The 19,937-nt window shown below is 45.8% G+C and carries 16 protein-coding genes; 11 read left to right on the top strand and 5 right to left on the bottom strand.

Annotation, left to right across the window (positions count from 1 at the left end; translation table 11 throughout):
• Positions 1 to 379 precede the first annotated feature (379 nt).
• A complete protein-coding gene (locus UM181_16530; protein WQC62892.1) occupies positions 380 to 943 on the top strand; it encodes a LemA family protein in 564 nt (187 codons plus the stop codon).
• A 1,839-nt stretch (positions 944 to 2,782) separates the two neighbouring features.
• Positions 2,783 to 4,138, top strand: coding sequence for an MATE family efflux transporter (locus UM181_16525; protein ID WQC62891.1), 1,356 nt, complete (start codon positions 2,783 to 2,785; stop codon positions 4,136 to 4,138).
• Between the two features lie 55 nt (positions 4,139 to 4,193).
• Here UM181_16525 and UM181_16520 read toward each other — a convergent pair whose 3' ends face one another.
• The 4 genes from UM181_16520 to UM181_16505 form a co-directional block, all read right to left on the bottom strand.
• Positions 4,194 to 5,063 (bottom strand): NAD(P)-dependent oxidoreductase, encoded by an 870-nt coding sequence (locus tag UM181_16520; GenBank protein ID WQC62890.1) that lies wholly within the window; start codon positions 5,061 to 5,063, stop codon positions 4,194 to 4,196.
• 162 nt (positions 5,064 to 5,225) lie between these two features.
• The gene (locus UM181_16515) at positions 5,226 to 6,017 is read right to left on the bottom strand and encodes an aldolase/citrate lyase family protein (GenBank protein ID WQC62889.1); all 792 of its coding nucleotides are present in this window, start codon (positions 6,015 to 6,017) and stop codon (positions 5,226 to 5,228) included.
• Between the two features lie 304 nt (positions 6,018 to 6,321).
• Positions 6,322 to 6,714: a dihydroneopterin aldolase gene (locus tag UM181_16510; protein ID WQC62888.1), complete on the bottom strand. Its 393-nt coding sequence runs from the start codon at positions 6,712 to 6,714 to the stop codon at positions 6,322 to 6,324.
• Between the two features lie 247 nt (positions 6,715 to 6,961).
• Positions 6,962 to 7,318 (bottom strand): hypothetical protein, encoded by a 357-nt coding sequence (locus UM181_16505; protein WQC62887.1) that lies wholly within the window; start codon positions 7,316 to 7,318, stop codon positions 6,962 to 6,964.
• 150 nt (positions 7,319 to 7,468) lie between these two features.
• Here UM181_16505 and UM181_16500 point away from each other — a divergent pair, with 150 nt between their 5' ends.
• Positions 7,469 to 8,707, top strand: coding sequence for an FAD-binding domain-containing protein (locus UM181_16500; GenBank protein ID WQC62886.1), 1,239 nt, complete (start codon positions 7,469 to 7,471; stop codon positions 8,705 to 8,707).
• A 509-nt stretch (positions 8,708 to 9,216) separates the two neighbouring features.
• On the opposite strand, the gene UM181_16495 is transcribed toward UM181_16500, so the two are convergent.
• Complete coding sequence (locus tag UM181_16495; protein WQC62885.1) at positions 9,217 to 10,275, bottom strand: LacI family DNA-binding transcriptional regulator; 1,059 nt, start codon at positions 10,273 to 10,275, stop codon at positions 9,217 to 9,219.
• 182 nt (positions 10,276 to 10,457) lie between these two features.
• Between UM181_16495 and UM181_16490 the strand changes: the two genes are divergently transcribed.
• The 8 genes from UM181_16490 to UM181_16455 all read left to right on the top strand — a co-directional run bounded on the left by UM181_16490 (position 10,458) and on the right by UM181_16455 (position 19,927).
• Positions 10,458 to 11,780 (top strand): extracellular solute-binding protein, encoded by a 1,323-nt coding sequence (locus tag UM181_16490; GenBank protein WQC62884.1) that lies wholly within the window; start codon positions 10,458 to 10,460, stop codon positions 11,778 to 11,780.
• Positions 11,781 to 11,908: 128 nt separating this feature from the next.
• Positions 11,909 to 12,856, top strand: coding sequence for a sugar ABC transporter permease (locus tag UM181_16485; GenBank protein WQC62883.1), 948 nt, complete (start codon positions 11,909 to 11,911; stop codon positions 12,854 to 12,856).
• The gene (locus UM181_16480; GenBank protein ID WQC62882.1) at positions 12,853 to 13,791 is read left to right on the top strand and encodes a carbohydrate ABC transporter permease; all 939 of its coding nucleotides are present in this window, start codon (positions 12,853 to 12,855) and stop codon (positions 13,789 to 13,791) included. The genes UM181_16485 and UM181_16480 overlap by 4 nt, the downstream gene beginning before the upstream one ends.
• The gene (locus tag UM181_16475; protein WQC62881.1) at positions 13,788 to 13,976 is read left to right on the top strand and encodes a hypothetical protein; all 189 of its coding nucleotides are present in this window, start codon (positions 13,788 to 13,790) and stop codon (positions 13,974 to 13,976) included. Before UM181_16480 ends, UM181_16475 begins: the two co-directional genes overlap by 4 nt.
• A gap of 4 nt (positions 13,977 to 13,980) precedes the next feature.
• The gene (locus UM181_16470) at positions 13,981 to 15,078 is read left to right on the top strand and encodes an ABC transporter ATP-binding protein (protein WQC62880.1); all 1,098 of its coding nucleotides are present in this window, start codon (positions 13,981 to 13,983) and stop codon (positions 15,076 to 15,078) included.
• The gene (locus tag UM181_16465) at positions 15,071 to 16,066 is read left to right on the top strand and encodes an ABC transporter ATP-binding protein (protein ID WQC64789.1); all 996 of its coding nucleotides are present in this window, start codon (positions 15,071 to 15,073) and stop codon (positions 16,064 to 16,066) included. The genes UM181_16470 and UM181_16465 overlap by 8 nt, the downstream gene beginning before the upstream one ends.
• Positions 16,067 to 16,077: 11 nt before the next feature.
• Positions 16,078 to 17,709 carry a dihydroxyacetone kinase subunit DhaK gene (locus tag UM181_16460; GenBank protein ID WQC62879.1) on the top strand — a complete coding sequence of 544 codons (1,632 nt, stop codon included), beginning with the start codon at positions 16,078 to 16,080 and terminating at the stop codon, positions 17,707 to 17,709.
• A gap of 316 nt (positions 17,710 to 18,025) precedes the next feature.
• On the top strand, positions 18,026 to 19,927 hold the full coding sequence (locus UM181_16455) for a hypothetical protein (GenBank protein WQC62878.1): 1,902 nt from the start codon (positions 18,026 to 18,028) through the stop codon (positions 19,925 to 19,927).
• Positions 19,928 to 19,937 lie beyond the last annotated feature (10 nt).

Below are 19,937 nucleotides of genomic sequence, written 5' to 3'. Positions count from 1 at the left end.
TAAGAATAAGGTGCATGTAAGCTAGCCTACATACATTACTTAGACGTTTTCGATGAAGCCTTATAAATCAGCAAAAAAATATTGGTTAATAAACCTACATCTCACCTGACTGGCGAAACCCAAGTATATATAAAGGTCACAGAGGGCGTGGCCAAGCAGGACAAAAGACTGTTCACTGAACCTTGTGTAACCGGTGTAAAGTACTTGGGCGTTTACTTTTAACGTAATTATCTCAGTGTAATGTATTGAATTATTAGAAAGAGGCCATAAAAATTTAGAGCGCGTTTAGGAACACTTTTTACAAAGAAAGAAAAATTGTGCTACAGTGCGACGTTCTATTCGTGTAATAAATCTCGACCGCTTTGAGAGAGAATAAAAAATGTCGGACATGTATGCTCCTCTTCTTACGGGAGTTTTCATTTCTTTGCTCGTACTATTGGGGGTTTTCATGATCTCCATATATAATAGTCTGATCACAAGAAATGAAGCTATCAAAGCAAATTGGACAGTACTAGACGGGCATTTGAAGCGACGCTTAAATTTAATCACAGCATTAACGACAATACTTAAACGCTATCCGCTGGAAGAACTTGACGCGCTGACAAAACTTACAAACCTTGATAACATCGAACCGTCAGCTGCCATCGGGCAGAGATCGATACAGGAAAGTAAGGTTTCTTTAGCGCTTCGAAACGTCATTGCCGAAGCGACAAATAATGACGAAGTAAATCACGATGAGAAATTCAGTAGACTTAAACAAGAGATATCTCAAATTGAATATGGGCTCCAACGAGCTCGAAGAGCGTATAACAGCCTCGTTGTGGATCATAATACGTCTATAAAGTGTTTTCCCCAAATAATCATTGCCAGTTGGTACGATCTAAGCGAAGCCAGCCTTTTTGAAGGTGACGATGAATTTATAGAGCAAACGAATGCCGTTTAATTGGAACGTAATTTCATCCATCGAGTTTCGTAGGCCTGCTACTGATACGGCTAAAAAGACATCAAAGAAATTTAACTAGCGTTCAGGCCTCATATATTTGTTCAATAAAGCGGTTTGTAAAATAAATTTTATATATTCCATCACATCCATCTTTCGGATTTCAGCAGAAAATTTTGAAGCTAATTATTTACTTATTAGAAATTTGTGCCCACTGTGTCATTATGTTCAGTCAGGAATTGGGTTTTCAAATTTTTCAGGTCTCAAAAAATGCTACTTTGTGCAGTATAAAGCAACTTTTAAGGTAATTTTATGCGTCTTTGTTGGTTGTTTTTGGTATTGATACCTTGCGGCGTTTTAGCCCATGATAAGGACCTGAAGTGCTTTTGTAGGTGGAGCTATTCTGACGAAGAAGTCGTGATAAATTGCACAGGTTCTGGTCCCACAATCCTCGGTTCAACTCCGATTGCGAAAGTAACGATAAGCTCTGATAGGCGTAAAGATCAAACGTTTGAAACTTATCTTCCGCTGCTCGGTTTTGTAACAGATGAACCGAGTAGAAATTATGGAGCCACCTTAAAAACGGGTCACAAACAAAGAAATTGGATTAAGTATTTTAATTTATTTTCGAAAACTTCATGCGAAATAGTTAATTAAAACCAATATCAGACATACCTAAAAACCTAATCACCAAACCCTCAGCTCACCCTACTGGCCTAGCGGAAGCATATAAAATTGGTACAGAGGGTGTGGGCGAGGCGTGAACGTTGGAATACGGTATCGTGCGCTGAGATAACTGCAACACTATAATGAATGCCTTCCGACACTATTGGCGACCCATAGTGCGCTCTATAAAGGATTGAATTAAGTTCATCGCCATTCTTAGGCCCCATTTCGTGAGCCCAAATTTCACCCTTTTGATTCAGTGCAATTCCTAGCAAATTTCTTTGACTGATCGATCCAAATGATTTTGCCAATTCGCCTTTGTCTCTGAAAGGATTAGCGTCTGGTATGAAGCCATCATCACTAAGCCGAATAATCTTTTCTTAAGCCTTATTCCAATGTTGCGCCAGCGTTTGCTCTGTTCTATCGCCGGAAGTTTTAAATATCTTCTCGAATTGTTCGCTGCCTTGCTGTCACAAGGTGATTTTGTGTGAGAAGTGACCTTTGCCAACTCTTTCGAGGTTTGGTCCAAGCAGTTATAATATTTTCCAACTTTGGTGTATTGTTTATATCAAACGGAGCCCTCGCACGGATGGGGTATCGTGTTTCGCGGGCATCATCTGAAGTGATATTAAAGATATGACGTCCCATTTTATATGACGACGGACAAGGAGTTTTATTGGTTCATCAATCAGGAGAACAAGGCTTAGACTATTCCATTGTTTGGACGCTTGTTGCCTTGGTGGCTTTTTGTTTGAGGGACCTCCTCACTTGACTAACGCCACTGGGTATTACTACAGCAAGCCCTGCTACCATTACTATAGTATTTGCGCGTCCGCTTGCCTTAATTCGGGTTCTTATAATTTTTGCGCTAATATACATGAGGAGATGTATCTTCCTGCTGATTTCAATTGGTTGGTGGTTGCATGCATGGTTGGTTTCGGGTCAGTTGGTTATTTGTTGCTTATTACCTTCCTATGAATAGGGGAGATTTAAGCCATTATGCCATTAAGATATTCTCGCATTGTTATTCTTCTGATTTCAGGCATTCTGGTGACCGAAGAGCGCCCAAGCTAATCAATGTTATTCGGTTCTGCTTTGGTCACATTTTCTGGCCTTTACATAATTTGGCGCGAACAATTATTAGCTAAGCGTCCAGACCGGAAGTAATGTCACCCTATGGGAAAAGATAACCTCACTAATGGCCCAATGGCCCGGCACTTTCGCTCTCTTGCATTGCCAGCAGCCTTTGGAATGCTTTTTGCAACGCTGTATAATATCGTAGACGTTTACTATGCGGGGCTTCTTTCAACAGATGCCCAAGCCGGGCTTGCCATCGGATATCAAGCAATTTTCATTCTGATGGCGTTGGGATTTGGGCTAAGTTCAGCCCTGAGTGCGCTGGTCAGTAACGCCAAAGGCAGTGGGGATAAGCAACAAACGCAGCGCTTCATTGCACAGGGGCTTACATTCAGCGTTATAATCACGGTTACTTCCATGGTTCTCGGCTGGATTTTGGGCCCAAAGCTTATCGAATTGGTATCCGAACCGGGGTCTTACCGAAACGCCGCTTTGGGGTATTTCGAATGGCTAATTTTTGCACTGCCCGGATTTTTAATCGCGTATGGTGGCAATGGTATTTTACAAGCACACGGGGATAGCCGCAGCATGCAACGCGCGCTTATGGTGGCTTTTGTCGCCAATATAGGGCTCAATCCGCTGTTCATGTTTGGTCTACCCACCATCTGGTCAGGAATGGGCTTTAATGGCATCGCAGCTGCAACAATTGTCAGCCAAACCGGCGTCATGGTCTATATCGCACTGCGCATTTTTAAATTGAAAATCATGCAATCTGTTCAACGTTCAGCCTTTAGACCGATAAAGGATAGTTTTAAACAAATCTTAGCTTTGCTTTTACCAGCAAGTTCTGCGCTGATGATCATGTTCGTGTCAGGCTTCGTTGTCCAATTTGCGTTGAAGGCATTTGGGGGGCACGCAGTCGCGGCCTATGGCATTGCGTTGCGTATAGAACAGATTTTATTACTTCCCGTGCTCGGAATGACCGGAGCTTTGCTGCCGATTGCAGGGCAGAACTTTGGGGCCCTTAAATTTGATCGCGTACGCGCTGCTTTGAGGTATTGCTGGACTGCCGGTTTTGTAATGACGGCGGTGGCTGCCCCTCTTTTGATATTTGGTGGCCCTTTTGCGATTTCGCTCTTTAGCAGTGATCCAGACGTAATCGAGGCTGCAAGTAGCTATCTGCGCGTCGACGCCTTTTTATTCCCATTCTATATGATGCTTTTTGCAATAAACTCGTTATTGCAGGCGCTTAAACAGGCCATCTGGACATTGTGGATTAGCATTTATCGACAGGGATTTGGTGTGGCTTTTTTTATCTGGGTTTTTATTTCATACCTAGGTTACGACGTGCAGGGTGTTTGGTTTGGGATTGCATGTGCCGTTCTAACGGGTTGGATATTATCTTTAACTATAGTCACAAGGGTTGCCCGAAAAGAGATCGGTGGCTTGTTGTAAGAAGCACCATCCAGCCGATTTTATTAAAAACTTAATTCAATTACATGTCCAAGAATTATAAATCGCGAGGTTTAAGCCGACTACTTAAAAAGTGTTCGCCGTTACCTTCAGAGTTACTTTGCTGGTAGATATCAAACAACAGTTGAGCCATTTTTCCATAATCTTGCTCGGCTTCAAAAATATCGCGAATGTAAGAAAGATCTTTCAATGTGTTTGCTATGCTAAAAACATAGCTATCATACTCGCCGTTTATCGCTTTGGGAGCAATACGATCAAGGCTCATTGAATGGCCTGACCCCTGAGAGGCTAATTTGTAGAATTTTTCCCAATCCACCTCACAATCGCGGGCTGCTTTCATAGACTCGACAACAAGTGTGGCAGTTCCAAGAGCTAAAAAATTAGATATTAATTTTGCTTTTGCGCCTGACCCAATATCACCAAAACGTTCAATCGTTTGACAGCAGGGGCCCAGAACCGTTTTGATTTCCTCAAAATCTTCGCGCGCACAGCCCACGATTGCGCCCAGCGCGGCGGTTTCTGCTTGGAGCTGCCCGCCGGTTAAGGGTGCTTCTGCATATCTAATCCTACCTGAAACTGCGCGGGCCTGAAACTGGTTTACCGCCTCTACGCTGTTCGTGGTACAATCAATCAGCAAAGTATCATTTTCTAGGTCTGAAATGATTTTTGTCAGAACCACCTTGACGGTCTCTGAATTGGGTAAGCACAAAATTACGATATCCGACTGGCGTGCAATATCCTTTAGGGAATATAGTTCTTTTGCGCCGCTTGAGACCAACCGGTCAATTGGTGCTCTATTTTTATGGGCTAAAATGTTTACGTCATACTCATTTAAAAGAAGATTGTGTACCATGCCCGTTCCCATGATACCCGTTCCAATAAATCCTATTATTTGCCGTTTTTTCAATATAAAGGCCCTTATTTATTAAAAAGACTTTGAATTCCGCACGAAGATTTTTGAATTTCATCATCCATATAAAACATCAACTTTTCAAGATCATTTGCAATAATGCTCGTGTAACCCTTAACCTTTTAGCCGTGTCCGCGTGGGTTAAATACCTTGAGTAAATTAGTTTTTTTCAGCGCTCCTCAGCGCAGAAATTCCCTCAAGCAAAGCTCGTTGGTAGATGGATGTATCGGTTCCATAGCAAATGAAATCATATTCTTTGGCTAAAACCGTTTTCCCTTCTGGGATGGAATTGATGAGTTGCCCCAAAGAGCGATTGTATTTCTTCGTCGCTTCACAAATATGCGTAACGGCCTCAAGGTAAGTAGGATGCTCAAACTGGCCTGGAATACCGAGAGAAGCTGACAAATCAAAGTGCCCAATCCAAAGACAATCAACACCTGGTGTGGCAGCAATTTCTTCAACGTTGTTTAAACCTTCTGATGTCTCAATCATTGCAAAGAAAGTTGTACGATCGTTAGCTTCGTTCAATCTCTTTTCAACTGAGACAGTGCCTAAATTGAAATTATCATGCGCAGCGCCCAAGGCTACACCTCTTTTTCCAAATGGTGGATATTTCATATAGCTTACGATCTTAGCAGCCTCATCAGCACTGCTGATCATTGGCGCCATAATCCCTTCTGCCCCTGCATCACATAGGCGTGCGATACCGTCATAGTCTTTTGTGGGGGTGCGAGCGATGAGGGGTATCTTGGCTGCCTCAAAATAGCGTATCACTTGTTTGCACGTTTCAAATCCAAATCCAGAATGTTCCATATCAAAAAAGACGAAGTCGCAACCTGCAGAAGCCAGCAGATGCCCTATGCCAGGCGTTGCAAATTCACCCACATAATGGCCAAACTTTGGTTTTTTCGTACATATAAATTCTGCAAGTACATTGTTCATCTTTTCCATGCCTCCTTCCCTATTGTTAAATTAACAAAAACTTCCAAGGGCGTTTGATCTTTTGTCGTAATCGAAGCTTTTAGAAATGATATAACCAGTAAAATTAAAATCAATAATATCTAGTCATACGGTTATTAAGGCACCCGCCAGCCGGCTGCTCTGGCTTTTGGCGCTGAACAAAAGCAGCGTTCGCCCGTACCTTTATTAATCTTTGCCTTAGGGTAGCAGTTTGATCCTGCGATGTGGTATTTTTTTGCTGCCACTGATGTTTCATTTTATCAAACATCGTCCGCTCACTTCCGGTTACTTGTTTCTAGCCCTTCATCAATGAACGGACTTCTGCAAGCTCTTCAGCCTTGACATTTAATCTCACCCCAAGTTCGCCGCTGTCCCGCAGGACCGGACGTTTGCTCAGGTAGATTTCAACGGCTTCGATCACTTCATACGCCGCGCAGGCTGCAGTAATCCTTGTCATCAGCCTCTCTTGCGTATGATAATGCCCGTCGCTCGCGAGACGATCGATTTCGGCGATCAGTGGATCGTAATCGAAGACATGGTCCATGCAATCGGTATCGATAAAAACGAACTTTGGATCAATTGTAAGCTTGAGATGTAGGAGGTGAACATCTGGAACGACATCATATGGACCGTATGTTCCCAGAGATAGTTTAAGTTCCAAATTCTTGAGTTCGATTATGCTTTTCATGTTTTCACTCTCACTAATGCAAAATTAATCGTTGGGTTCGTACTCGCCGTCATAAGCCAGGCGCACGAGCTTATCCGTCATTCGTTTTTATATATCGACATTGCCGGCGGTGTGCCTTTGCCGCCGCGGCACGCCACCCCCCACGCTTGTTCTGAACCATGTCGTCGAGATCGTCTGCAGTCTCAACTCGCTTTGTATCCTGTAGCGATGTTCGTTTTGGCATTCAAACACCTTCCCAAAAGGCTGCTCAAGTTCGCATGCGGCTTTTGCCGCGCCAAATCAGAGACTGGTTATTCAGCTGTTGAAGGTCTGCGCGACCCTCGGCGATCTCACGGCACAGATCGACCGCGCGTTGCGCTTGTTCATGCGTTAGGTTTTTGTAAGCAGGACGGTCTAGATATGCGTACCACACACCGCCACAAATAGTGTCCAAAACGATGCGCTGGAAACAGTGATCCTGGCGAACGGGCCAATCCTGCCCACCACTATTAGCTAATGAGGGAAGAACTTCTTTCGTTAGTTGCAGGTATGCGTCTACCAAATTGCGCCTGTCTGTCGTTTCTGATTTCAAGCTCAAACGCGCTCCGTCATTCGTTTGGTTCATTCTTAGACCCTTATCTAGGGCAACGTATTGGAAGCTCAATCTTTCGAAAAGGTGATTGTTGGCCCCCGACCTTAGCTCAATTCATCGCCCTCCAATTGGACAGACCGGCATTTCAGTTTACTTCTCCCTTGTTACGAGGAGATGGAATCTATGCAGCTTGATCATCCCAACACAAAGCTCATGGCGCCAACACGAGCGGCTGGTGAGGCTACCCTTAGGGCATTCGCGCCGCGCATGGGCAAAGGGTATACCAACGGCCGTAATCATGATCGAGGGGCGGGCAAACACCGGGACGTGTCAATGCTCTCTCCATACTTGCGGCGGCGTCTTGTGCTGGAACAAGACGCCGTTGCCACCGCGGTGCTCGAGCATGGAGCTGAAGGCGCTGAGAAGTTCATTCAGGAGGTCATCTGGCGTGGTTACTTCAAAGGGTGGATGGAACGGCGACCAGTTGTGTGGGACCAGTACCGAGAAGGCTTGATGCGGGATCTGATGGCTCTGGATCGCGATCGCGGCCTTCGCAGGCGTGTAGAATCTGCTGAGGCTTATCAAACCGGGCTCGACTATTTTGACAACTGGGCCGAGGAACTAGTAGAGACCGGCTACCTTCATAACCATGCCCGCATGTGGTTCGCCTCGATTTGGATCTTCACGCTTGAACTGCCTTGGCGATTGGGGGCGGACTTTTTTTACAGGCATCTCCTCGACGGCGATCCTGCGTCAAACACACTCGGATGGCGCTGGGTGGCCGGCCTTCACACGCGTGGAAAACCTTATCATGCGCAAGCTTGGAATATCGCAAAGTTCACTGACAAACGCTTTAATCCACGCCCAGCGGAGCTTGCCGAAGTCGTCGAGGGTCTTGAAAGCGAAGAACCTGAAGGCCTGCCAGGCGTCACACCGATCCGGACCGTGCAGGCCCCAGATCCAAACCGTCCAACGGTCCTACTCATCTCTGAAGAAGACTGCCGGCCGGAAGACTTTGACCTCTCCTCTTTGAACTTCGTCGGATGTGCGACACTTGCCGCAAGCCACTTGCGCTCGCCAAGACCCGTTGCTCCATTGGTCGAGGAATTTGAGCGAGGTGCGTTAATCGACACCGCCTCGCGCATCGGTCTGGACGTAACAGAGCTGCGAGCAGGAGTGCCCACTGATCTAGCTCGTTGGGCCTCTCGCTTAGGCGTGACTCAAATCGCGACCTCTTATATTCCTATCGGTCCGCTGCGGGATTGGATATTTGAAGCTATGCCCTCCTTGGAGGAGGCTGGAATAGACTTGGTTGAATGGCGCCGGGATTGGGATAGCGCAATCTGGCCCCATGCCACGGCTGGGTTCTTCAAGGTCAAGAAACAGATCCCCGCCATTATGGAAGGCATCGGGCTGATCTAATCGGCGTTGTTGTTATTGGCGCAGGCATGTCAGGGATCGCCAGCGCTAGAGCTTTGCAGGCAGCAGGCCTACCCGTTCTTTTGATCGATAAGGGCGCTGGTATTTCAGGGCAAAAAGGCATCAAGGCGCGCAGCCATTGCTGGCAAGGGCATAACGTTCGATCACGATGTGCAATCCCTTGATCGACGCCAGCTCGCCGAGAGTGTAACGGCGTTGGGACAAGAAGCTTTGGATACGTGATACTTATCAGATGGAACCAGCCGTACTGTTGGCTTGCCTAGCATGGCGGCGTTGCCAAAGGCCCTAACTCATGATCCAGCTGATGGTGGTCGAAACTGTCACGCTTAGCGCAGAAGGTGCATATAGTGATTTGGCCTGTTTTCTGTCCGAAACGATCCTAACTTATTTTTATTTCAGATCCATCACGTTTTTTATATTTTGCTCCAGTAGAGGCTTCATAGGTTTGTGCAACAAACGTGTCCTATCGTTAGGTTTTCAGGAGAAGCCAATTAAAGATTTGTTCGCAGTAGTATTTCAATACGAATTCTCTCTTGCGCCCCGAACAAATGGTGTTTGTCGATAACACCTTTAAGGCGGCGAATGGCGCTGCGTACCAAATGTCCTGTATCTTGCGCAACAACTCCATTCAGCGCACCGTCACGAAGCGCTTTTTGGGTAAACGGAGTTCGCTCATGCGCGATTTTTATTGTATGAGCTGGGGGTTTAAGTGCCTTTAGAACCTCAAGCGGAATTCGCGCCTCAGAGGACATGACATAAATCGCAACCATGTCAGGATTTGCTTTGAGGCTTAGTTTTATAATGCGTTCCGCACGTTCTTCATTGCCGTAGGTTTCAAGCGAAGGAAGTACACGTAAATTTTTAAAGTTTCGTATCAGCTCTTGATCAAAACCACGGCGGCGCTCCAAGCTATCTCTTGATGACATGCTTTCAGAAATGACCATAACAGATCCGATGCGGCCCCCAACGCATTGACCAAGCAATAATCCGGCCGTTGCGCCTGCTGCACAGTTGTCGACGCCAACTGACTCCTTGTTAAGAAATGGCTGGTTGGATATGAAAGGCAAAGCTGCAATACCCCGTTCTTGAGCGCGGATAATGGCATCACGTACTTGCGGGGTCTCTGGAGCCATGATCGCCAAACCATCGATCTGATTTTGGTCGAGCGATCGTAAAAATGAGGCGATGCTATGGGGATCATTCTCGTCGATACGTTCTACTTCACACCAAACGCGGTCTGCAGCGAAAATATTTCGTGACTCCTCAATCTGTCTTAATATTTCCTGAAGAAATTGATCCCCTGATTTGGGCAGCGCAAAGATAAACCGATAGCTTTGCGATTTAGCAAGATTTGCAGCTTGAAGGTTGCGAACGAATCCCAATTTTTCGATTGCGTGGTTCACGCGTTCTACGGTTCGCTTTGCGACTCCTTCACGGCTATTTAATACGCGATCGACTGTCGCACGACTTACGCCGGCGGCTTTTGCAAGGTCTTTTGTTGTGGGCCGTTCTATTGATTCTTGCAGCGGCACTAATCTCAATTTATCCATTTTTTCAATATTTTAGCATTTTTTAGGTAATTGGTTACTTCGGTTGTTTCATGTGTATTAGCAAATTGTGAGGCACGTGTCTCAAAAAAAGCTTGCGTTGAGACACGTGCCTCATTACTTCTTAACCCCAGAGGGTCGCGGCACGAGGGCTTGGATCCTTGCTTGTTTGGGAGGAGAGAACAATGAAAACTAAATTAATGATGACCGCTGCAGCCGGTGCAATTGCCACCGCGGGGCTTCCATCTATCGCCACAGCTGAAGACCTCACGCTTTGTTGGGCCGCATGGGATCCCGCCAATGCGCTGATAGAGCTTAGTAAAGACTTTGAGCAGCAATCTGGGCACAACATGAGCTTTGAATTTGTTCCATGGACCAGCTTTGCTGACCGTATGTTAAATGAACTGAACTCAGGCGGACAGCTTTGCGATCTAATGATTGGCGATAGCCAATGGATTGGTGGCGGCGCTGAAAATGGTCACTACGTGAAGTTGAACGATTTTTTTGACGCCAATAATATTACGATGGATGATTTCATACCCGCAACCGTGACAGGCTATGCAGAGTGGCCAAAGAATACACCGAATTACTACGCATTGCCCGCGTTTGGCGATGTCGTGGGTTGGACCTACCGCAAGGATTGGTTCGACCGCCCCGAATTACAGGCTGAATTTAAAGGAAAACATGGACGCGATTTAGGGGTGCCCTCATCTCTTGAAGAGTTAAAAGATATCGCTGAATTTTTTCAGGGTCGTGATATTGACGGAACGACCGTCTACGGTGCTGCGATCTACACTGAACGTGGATCTGAAGGTATTACGATGGGGGTGACCAATGCCTTGTATAATTATGGCTTTGAGTATGAAAACCCAGCTAAACCCTATGATATTGATGGCTTTGTAAACTCTGCCGGCGCAGTTGCCGGTCTTGAATTTTACAAAGAGCTTTATGACAATGCAACGCCTCCAGGGTCTTCAAACTGGTATATGGGTGAAAACATTGATGCCTATCGTTCTGGTCAGGTCGCAATGCAGATGAATTTTGCGTTTATTTGGCCCGGGGTCGAAGCAGATGATAATGTAGGCAGCGGTCGTTCTGGTTATTTCCCAAACCCCGCAGGGCCTGCTGGCCAATTCGCTCAGCTAGGGGGGCAAGGAATTTCAGTAGTTGCATATTCTGAGAAACAAGATGCCGCTTTGGAGTATATTCAGTGGTTTTCCAAACCAGACGTGCAAGCCAAATGGTGGGAGCTTGGCGGTTACTCGGCGCTGAAGGCCGTGGTTGAAGACCCGGGTTTTGCGACCAGCCAACCCTATGCACAAACGTTTCTGGATAGTATGGCAATCGTGAAAGACTTCTGGGCAGAGCCTGCATATGCAGATCTTCTGTTGCCGATGCAGGAACGAGTGCACAACTATGTCGTTGCCGGAGAAGGTACAGCTCAAGAAGCTCTTGACGGGCTTGTAAGCGATTGGATCGAAGTTTTCGAAGACGAAGGAAAGCTTTAGAAACTTTTGTCAGGCCAGGGATCCTGGCCTGACACTCCCGATTGACTGAACGTCAAGTGAGATGATAATTTCTTCACTTTATTGATTTGCATGCTTAGCTATTTAGCTTGCGTGAAAGGTATGAACAAATGGCTACAGGCCCCATCGATATCGTTGCCAAAAAGACGCCTTCTGGGATCGTTCATAAGATCAAAGGCTTATCTGACCGCACTATCGCTTGGATTTTTGTTGCACCCACAATCTTCTTGTTGCTTGCCGTTAATATCTTTCCACTCATTTGGACGATTAGGCTGAGCTTCACTAACTATCGCGTTAATCGCCCTAACCGGGATGTAGAGTGGATTGGATTGCGCAATTATGAGCGTATTCTATCGGATTCTGATATCTGGAATACGATGCAGGCAACTGCACATTTTCTGATATGGACGATTATTATTCAAGTGCTGATAGGATTTGCCCTGGCATACCTCATCAATAAGAAATTTAAAGGCAATGATTTATGGACGACGATCATTGTTTTCCCGATGATGCTGTCACCTGCCGTGGTTGGAAACTTTTGGACTTTTCTGTACCAGCCCCAGATTGGGCTGTTCAATTACGTGGTTACTTTTTTCACTCGGGGAAACCCTGCGGACTTTTCGATGATCGGTGATGTTCACCTAGCGCCTTGGGCAATTGTAATTGCTGACACTTGGATGTGGACACCCTTTGTGATGCTGATTTGTTTGGCGGGTTTGCGCTCTATTCCTGATAGTATTTACGAGGCAGCAGAATGTGACCGTGCGAGCAAGTGGCGACAATTCTGGACTATTACAATACCAATGGTATTGCCATTTTTAATGTTGGCGGTTCTATTTCGAGGCATTGAAAACTTCAAGATGTTCGACCTAGTTGTTCAGCTTACGGGCGGTGGGCCAGGAAATACAACCACGCTGACGTCAATCGACCTCAAGCGTGAAGCTTTTGAAAAATGGCGAACCGGCTATTCTTCCGCCTATGCTGTGATCCTTTTTGTGACGGTGTTTGGACTGGCGTCAATTTATGTGAAGGCTCTCAATAAGGTTAAGGAAAGATGAGTTTCTCTGTAACTGACCCCACAAAAAATACTAAATGGTTTGCTGGAATTTTAGTTGTTGCCTATGCGATCCTTACCATAATGCCGCTTTTGTGGATCATTGCCACAGGCTTTAAATCCCCTGCAGACTCCATAGCCTATCCACCAGTCGTAGTGTTTGAGCCCACGCTAGAGGGCTATGTAAACCTGTTTACAGACCGAACCCGCGCCACTGAGAAAATGATCCAAGAGGCAGGTCCACCAAAAACTTGGTATGACATAATTGCGCGTGAGCGCGGCACAGTAATTAGCGGACCCTCTCGCTATGGCGAACGTTTTTTAAATTCGATTATCATCGGGTTTGGCTCAACCGCACTTTGTATGGTGCTTGGAACGATGGCAGCCTACGCCTTTAGCCGGTTCAAAGTCCCATTAAAGGATGATCTTTTGTTCTTCATCCTCTCCACACGCATGATGCCTCCAATTGCCGTGGCTATTCCAATTTTCCTTATGTTTCGAAATCTTGGCCTTAATGATACCCATCTGGGTATGATCCTTCTCTACACAGCGGTAAATCTGTCGCTTTCTGTTTGGTTGCTGAAAGGTTTTATTGACGAAATTCCAATAGAATACGAAGAGGCAGCTTTGATTGATGGATATACGCGCTTTCAGGCCTTCTATAAAGTGGTGCTGCCTCAAGCTGCCACAGGGATCGCATCAACCGCTATCTTTTGCTTGATATTCGCCTGGAATGAATATGCCTTTGCCGTATTGCTGACATCCGGTACCGCGCAAACAGCCCCGCCATTCATTCCAAATATTATTGGTGTAAATGGCAAGGATTGGCCTGCCGTAGCCGCAGGAGCGACAATTTTTCTGGTTCCCGTGATGGTTTTCACTGTGCTGCTGCGCAAACATCTCTTACGGGGCATAACTTTTGGAGCCGTCCGCAAATGAGATCCTTCTTCACCGGCCTGTTGCATCTAAAACGTGGTTCATGGGAGATGGTCGCCTCCATCTTAATCGCGGTGGGCGTTATCATGCTTATGCAACCCTTTTTACTTATCGTTTACACCTATTCATTCATCGTAACTTTGGTTGGCACTGTGATGTTTATCATCGTCAGCCATTTTCCGGAATAAGCCTATGGCCCAGATTAGAATTGAAAATGTGCGCAAAGATTTCGGGGATTTCACCGCGGTCCAATCTTCTTCTTTTACTGTTGAGGATGGAGAATTCTTTATGCTGCTTGGTCCATCTGGTTGTGGTAAAACGACAACCTTGCGCATGATGGCCGGACTCGAACTGCCCACCAAGGGTGAGATTTACATCGACGGCGAAGAGGTTGGTATGAAGCCTGCAAGCCAGCGGGATATTGCATTCGTCTTTCAGATGTTCGCGCTTTACCCACATATGAATGTCGGCAAGAATATCAGTTACCCGCTTAAAAGTCAGGGAATGCCACGGGCTGCCATCAAACAAAAAGTTGGGGAAATCGCTGAAATCTTGGGTATTACCGAAATATTGGATCGACCCGTTGGTGGGCTTTCTGGTGGGGACAGGCAGCGTGTGGCTTTGGGGCGAGCCATCGTTCGAGACCCAAAGGCGTTCTTTATGGATGAACCTTTAGGGGCTTTGGATGCAGAGTTTCGCGAACATATGTCTGAAGAGTTACGTGCATTGCATGACCGGATGAACGCAACCACTGTTTACGTGACCCATGACCAGCTTGAGGCTATGCAAATGGGGGACAAGATTGTTGTGATGAACCATGGCGTTGTCGAACAATTTGGCGTTCCACAAAGTATCTATGATTGGCCTGCAACTAAGTTTGTTGCAGAGTTTATCGGATCGCCGCCAATGAATTTTCTTGATTTTCAGGGCACTGCGGGAAAAGGCGCAACAAATGTAAGCTTTGGTAACGCTACCTTTGAAATCCCGCGCTTGTTGGAGGGGCAAAGCGGTGATCTGACCTTTGGCGTGCGCCCGGAACATATTCGTTTGGATGATAATGCTCATTTCCGAGGCGAAATATCAGCAGTTGAATATCTAGGAACAACCCAAATTATCACGCTGAATACTATGACTGGGATTGTTAAGGTGCGCTCCTCTTCCTCGAACAAGGTCTTAATTGGCGACAAGACCGGCCTTTCCTTTGACCCACGTACGGTAACAATATTCAACGCCCGCAATGGCCAGGCTCTTAAAAGCGAGGCGAATAACGGAGTGCTTCTTAATGGCTGAGGTCGCTTTAAAAAAGGTTTCCAAATCTTTTGGAGAAGACGTAGCGCTTGATGACTTGACGATGACCGTTCCCGACGGATCTTTTGTCGTGCTGTTAGGCCCTACGGGTGCGGGAAAAACCACAACCCTGCGTATGGTGTCTGGCTTGGATAAGCCAGATCAAGGGCAAGTCTTCATTGGCGGTCGCGATATGTCCACGCTGACGCCGGCCCAAAGAGATGTTGCAATGGTGTTCCAGCAATATTCGCTCTACCCGCATTTGACAGTTCGGGAAAATTTGGAATTTCCATTAAAATCGCCGGCATTAAAGACGCCTCAGGCAACGATTAACCTTAAGGTCGGAGAGGTGGCTGAGGTTCTTCAGATAAGCCACAAACTTGACAATAAAGCCACGGCTCTTTCGGGTGGTGAGATGCAACGCGTTTCAATAGGAAGGGCCTTGGTACGCAATCCATCAGTATATCTGATGGATGAACCTCTTAGTTCTCTTGACGCTAAATTACGGGCAGATCTTCGCATTGAGCTGAAAAGAATTCAGGCAACATCTGGGGCTACTTTGCTTTATGTCACACATGATCAGATCGAAGCGATGACGATGGCAACCCATGTAGGTGTTTTGGACAAAGGTAAATTAATCCAGTTTGGCAGCCCACGCGAGATATATGAAGATCCCGTCAATGTTTATTCGGCTGGGCGCCTTGGTTTGCCCCGCATAAATATCCTTCCTGCTGATTTATTTGCTGGCAAGCCCACTAATGCAGAACTGATTGGGTTGAGGCCAGAACATATTTTTCAAGGTGAAGGTGAAGACGCCACGGTCAAGCGTATTGAGCACTTAGGAGATCAAACTCGTTTGCATTTAGACTTCAAGAATCATCGTCTAATCACTGTAACAGAAGCTCATACTCTTCTGAAATCAGGTGACAATATTAAAATTCAACCAAAACAACCATATTATTTCGACGCTGCAGGCGCGCGCATTTTTTGATGGGGGAAGAGATGCAACAGTTTATCAATGATAAAGAAAAAATTGTCACCGACGCTATTGATGGGGCAATCGTTGCGTCCGGCGGCGCGCTGACAAGGCTTGATGGCTATCCACATATTCGCGTGGTCGTTCGAAGCGACTGGGATAAGTCCAAAGTTGCCTTGGTATCCGGTGGAGGCTCTGGGCATGAACCCGCTCATGTTGGATTTGTCGGACGCGGAATGCTCACTGCAGCGGTTTGTGGGGATGTATTTGCCTCTCCTTCGGTAGATGCCGTGCTGGCTGGAATTCTTGCGGTGACAGGTCCTGCGGGGTGCTTGTTGATAGTTAAGAATTATACGGGTGATCGGTTGAATTTTGGGTTGGCTGCTGAGCGGGCGCGGGCCTTTGGGCTAAAAGTCAGTATCGTAATTGTTGATGATGACATTGCTCTTCCTAACCTTCCACAAGCGCGTGGCTTGGCTGGAACACTTTTCGTTCACAAGATCGCTGGTGCGCTGGCCGAAAATGGTGCAACCCTTGAGGAGTGTGTCGCGAGCGCTGACAGAGTTATAAAAGCAAGCTGTAGCATCGGCATGTCGCTTGATACCTGTACAGTTCCAGGATCATTAAAAGAAGAACGCATTCCAAAAGGCATGGTGGAACTGGGGCTTGGCATTCACGGGGAAGCTGGTGTTGAACAGGTACTTTTCAAGGGGGCAAGAAATGCGATTTCCCAAGTGGTTGACCGGTTATCTAATTCAATGCCCAAAACACCTCATGTCGCGCTTATAAATAACCTTGGGGGTTCTTCTGTTCTAGAAATGTCTGTTCTGACGAACGAGCTATTATCCTCTTCTATAGGGGGGCAAATTAAAATTCTGATTGGACCCAATGCTATGATGACGGCTCTAGACATGCACGGGTTTTCTGTTTCTGTTATGGAGCTTTCCGAAGATGATGAAGCTCTTTTCGATCAAATGGTGTCGGTTCCAGGTTGGCCTGGCTGTAAATCAATTTTAGAGACAACTATTTTACCTCTGCCTGACGGGCTTTCTCCGGTACGCACACCTGCATCTCCTCATAACCCTACGAAGGCATTCTTGACCCATTGTTGCCGCGTGCTTATCTCATCGCAAGACGACCTGAATGCCCTAGATGCTAAATCAGGAGATGGTGATACCGGCTCGACGCTGGCGAGCGCCGCGACGGCGCTTATTGGAGCGATGGATACGTTGCCTCTCGCGGATCACACACAATTATTCCGCGCAATCGGGTTGGAGCTCAGTCAAACGATGGGGGGATCATCAGGCGTTTTACTTGCTATTTTCTTTGCCGCGGCTGGGGATGCATCCTCATCTGGGAAGCCTATGCGCGAGGCGCTACAGGAAGGTCTGGATCGAATGCGCGAAATTGGCGGCGCCAATCCCGGAGATCGTACTATGATCGACGCATTGTTGCCTGCGCTGGACGCATTAAAAGATGGTTTAAAACAAGCCGCGTTGGCGGCGCGTAAGGGTGCAGAGTATACAGCCACGCTTACAACCGCTAAAGCCGGGCGTGCAACATACCTAAATCCGGAACAGCTTGAGGGCCATGTTGATCCAGGCGCCGAAGCCGTTGCGCGCCTATTTGAAGCACTTGTTCAAGATTACAACGCATAAGATTGAGCTAGCAAGTGTTCGTGCCCTTGCATTGAAAAAAGCCTTGGAGAGAGGTTCCAAACGTTTAGGGAAATCACACTGCTAAAGGTATGCAATGGCGCGGTGCCTATCCAGTAACCCACCTAAGGACACGTTCGAGCTGTCGCCGGTCAGATCTCAGGGGCTATCTACGGATAATCAGAGGTGTCTCGGCATTTAAAAGCTGGATTAGCGGGAAAGGGTAATCTTTTTATCACGGTTCAATTTTTCAATCTTTAAAATTTATCATAAATTGGACGTAGTATAATTTCAAAGACATTTGAAAGGAAGAGCTTGCATGGTTATCCGCATTTTATCGATTTTATTTCTGATTACTTTTTCAACTGGCGCAGTTGCCGAGGCAGTAAATGAAAAATTCGAAACTCAAGCACTTCTTAACGCGCTTGGCTATAAGGTTGGAAAAGTAGACGGAATTTTAGGGAAAAAATCACAGGCCGCGCTGTCAAAATTCTACGAAGATCACGGTATCAATGCCCTCAAAGGTGTGAATGATTTTTCCATAAACACTTTGCGTGAAAAATATTTTAATATTTATTCTGATACCTTCGATATCGGTTGGAACGGAAATTTTATCGTTCCCACAGACGTTTTACAAAAATTTTCACAAATCGAAAAAGTTAATCTCAGAAAAATTTGTGGTGGTGATCCTAAACGGGCAAAGCAAAGGCTATCAAAAACTTTAAGCTCTGCCGTGCCTATGAAGATTGCAGGCTTTAATAGTCGCATGGACAATATCGACACTGTTCAAAATGCGAAGCTTTTAGATGAATTTATACTCGATTTCTCTCGATTAATGACGAGTTATATGTCGCAAGGCAAAAGCGATGATGGCGAAATCGCATTGCAGGCGTTGTCTTATTGGGCGTCTAACAACGCTTTCCTTGACACCGTGCAATGCACATCAAACGGCAGATTAAATTACAAAAAGTGTACTGAATGGACAGAACCGAGTGGTCAGGATCTATCACTGATTAAGGATCATTCCACGGTTCAGATGCATATTATGCATCTCGCTTACGGTTACAATATGGCCCTTAAATTCTATAAACGTGATGATAATAGGCATTCAGTTATTCAGGCATGGTTTGAAAAGTTTTTTGCGAGAAATAAAGCGCCTGCCGATGTGTATTTTGGATTGGACCACGGGTGGTATTGGCCAAAAATTTTAAAAACTCAACTTGAAGGTAAGTCGAGTGTGAAGATGATCGATAAGCTGCTTCTGCAATTGGATGAAGATATTTTAGAAGATGGGTCGATACGAAATAGGACAACGCGAGGCAATAAAGCGTTATGGTATCATCATGACGGTATGAAAGAGATTATGATCACTCTTGAATTGGCACGCCGGCATGGATTTGAGATTCCGAAAAAACTCGACCTTAAAGTTGAAAAAGCAGGCGAGCTTTTTATAAAAGCGTTTCAAGATCATTCGTACTTAAATAAATGGGCAAAAATTGCACATAATTCAGTTTACACGCCAGATAAGCAAGAATTTAGCGATCACCTTAGTTTTCCGAATGGCAACGCTTGGCTCTACATCTACGCGTACCGCTATCCAGAGAGCTATGTTACAACTGAATTATTAGATCTTTTGAAGAGCGAAGTTAAAAAAGCACCCGCGGCAGTTGACGGTATGGTCGGCTTTGGGCTGGGCTGTATTTATGCTTCACTTTCTGATTTTCCAAATAAAAGTGACCCTCAAGACATAGAAAAAGATCCTTTAAGCTTTGAAATGGCAGAATTTCGCGTTTTGCCCAGAGAAGAAAACTATCAAGGGTTCCAGGTTAGGGTGAAAAATTTAAATCTTGGAAATCAGACAATCGAGGGTCTACGTTTTGAGATAATGCTCGATTTTAAGACTGGCAATTTTGAATCAGCGATACCTGAGCTTTTTAGAATACAAGTCTCAGCTAATAAGGTTTTATTAGATCCGGCTTCAAACGATGTAGATAAATGCAATAAAATCACGTTCAAAAAATCGAACGGTAAAATAGAAAAGCTTCGCCTAGTTGTTGGGGATGGCGCGCGACATAACAAATGCATATTTAGCTCTATGCTGCCTAAGCAACGTCTTGTTGTGGAAAGTTTGATTTCAGTTTTACCGGAGCTGATTGAGAAGGGGTTTGGTCTCAACGAAAAACAAAAAATTTTCCTTCAAGCTACTTTAGAAAATGCCTAAACTTAAATCA

Source organism: Alphaproteobacteria bacterium US3C007 (assembly GCA_034423775.1).
Lineage (GTDB): Bacteria > Pseudomonadota > Alphaproteobacteria > Rhodobacterales > Rhodobacteraceae > Thalassovivens > Thalassovivens spotae.
This window is presented reverse-complemented; position numbering and strand designations above follow the sequence as displayed.

Excerpts from the sequence above, each read along its gene's own strand:
- UM181_16530 (WQC62892.1), top strand. The coding sequence starts at position 380 with ATGTCGGACATGTATGCTCCTCTTCTTACGGGAGTTTTCATTTCTTTG.
- UM181_16480 (WQC62882.1), top strand. The coding sequence starts at position 12,853 with ATGAGTTTCTCTGTAACTGACCCCACAAAAAATACTAAATGGTTTGCT.
- UM181_16490 (WQC62884.1), top strand. The coding sequence starts at position 10,458 with ATGAAAACTAAATTAATGATGACCGCTGCAGCCGGTGCAATTGCCACC.
- UM181_16495 (WQC62885.1), bottom strand. The coding sequence starts at position 10,275 with ATGGATAAATTGAGATTAGTGCCGCTGCAAGAATCAATAGAACGGCCC.
- UM181_16525 (WQC62891.1), top strand. The coding sequence starts at position 2,783 with ATGGGAAAAGATAACCTCACTAATGGCCCAATGGCCCGGCACTTTCGC.
- UM181_16470 (WQC62880.1), top strand. The coding sequence starts at position 13,981 with ATGGCCCAGATTAGAATTGAAAATGTGCGCAAAGATTTCGGGGATTTC.
- UM181_16460 (WQC62879.1), top strand. The coding sequence starts at position 16,078 with ATGCAACAGTTTATCAATGATAAAGAAAAAATTGTCACCGACGCTATT.
- UM181_16485 (WQC62883.1), top strand. The coding sequence starts at position 11,909 with ATGGCTACAGGCCCCATCGATATCGTTGCCAAAAAGACGCCTTCTGGG.
- UM181_16455 (WQC62878.1), top strand. The coding sequence starts at position 18,026 with ATGGTTATCCGCATTTTATCGATTTTATTTCTGATTACTTTTTCAACT.
- UM181_16475 (WQC62881.1), top strand. The coding sequence starts at position 13,788 with ATGAGATCCTTCTTCACCGGCCTGTTGCATCTAAAACGTGGTTCATGG.
- UM181_16515 (WQC62889.1), bottom strand. The coding sequence starts at position 6,017 with ATGGAAAAGATGAACAATGTACTTGCAGAATTTATATGTACGAAAAAA.
- UM181_16505 (WQC62887.1), bottom strand. The coding sequence starts at position 7,318 with ATGAACCAAACGAATGACGGAGCGCGTTTGAGCTTGAAATCAGAAACG.
- UM181_16510 (WQC62888.1), bottom strand. The coding sequence starts at position 6,714 with ATGAAAAGCATAATCGAACTCAAGAATTTGGAACTTAAACTATCTCTG.
- UM181_16465 (WQC64789.1), top strand. The coding sequence starts at position 15,071 with ATGGCTGAGGTCGCTTTAAAAAAGGTTTCCAAATCTTTTGGAGAAGAC.
- UM181_16500 (WQC62886.1), top strand. The coding sequence starts at position 7,469 with ATGCAGCTTGATCATCCCAACACAAAGCTCATGGCGCCAACACGAGCG.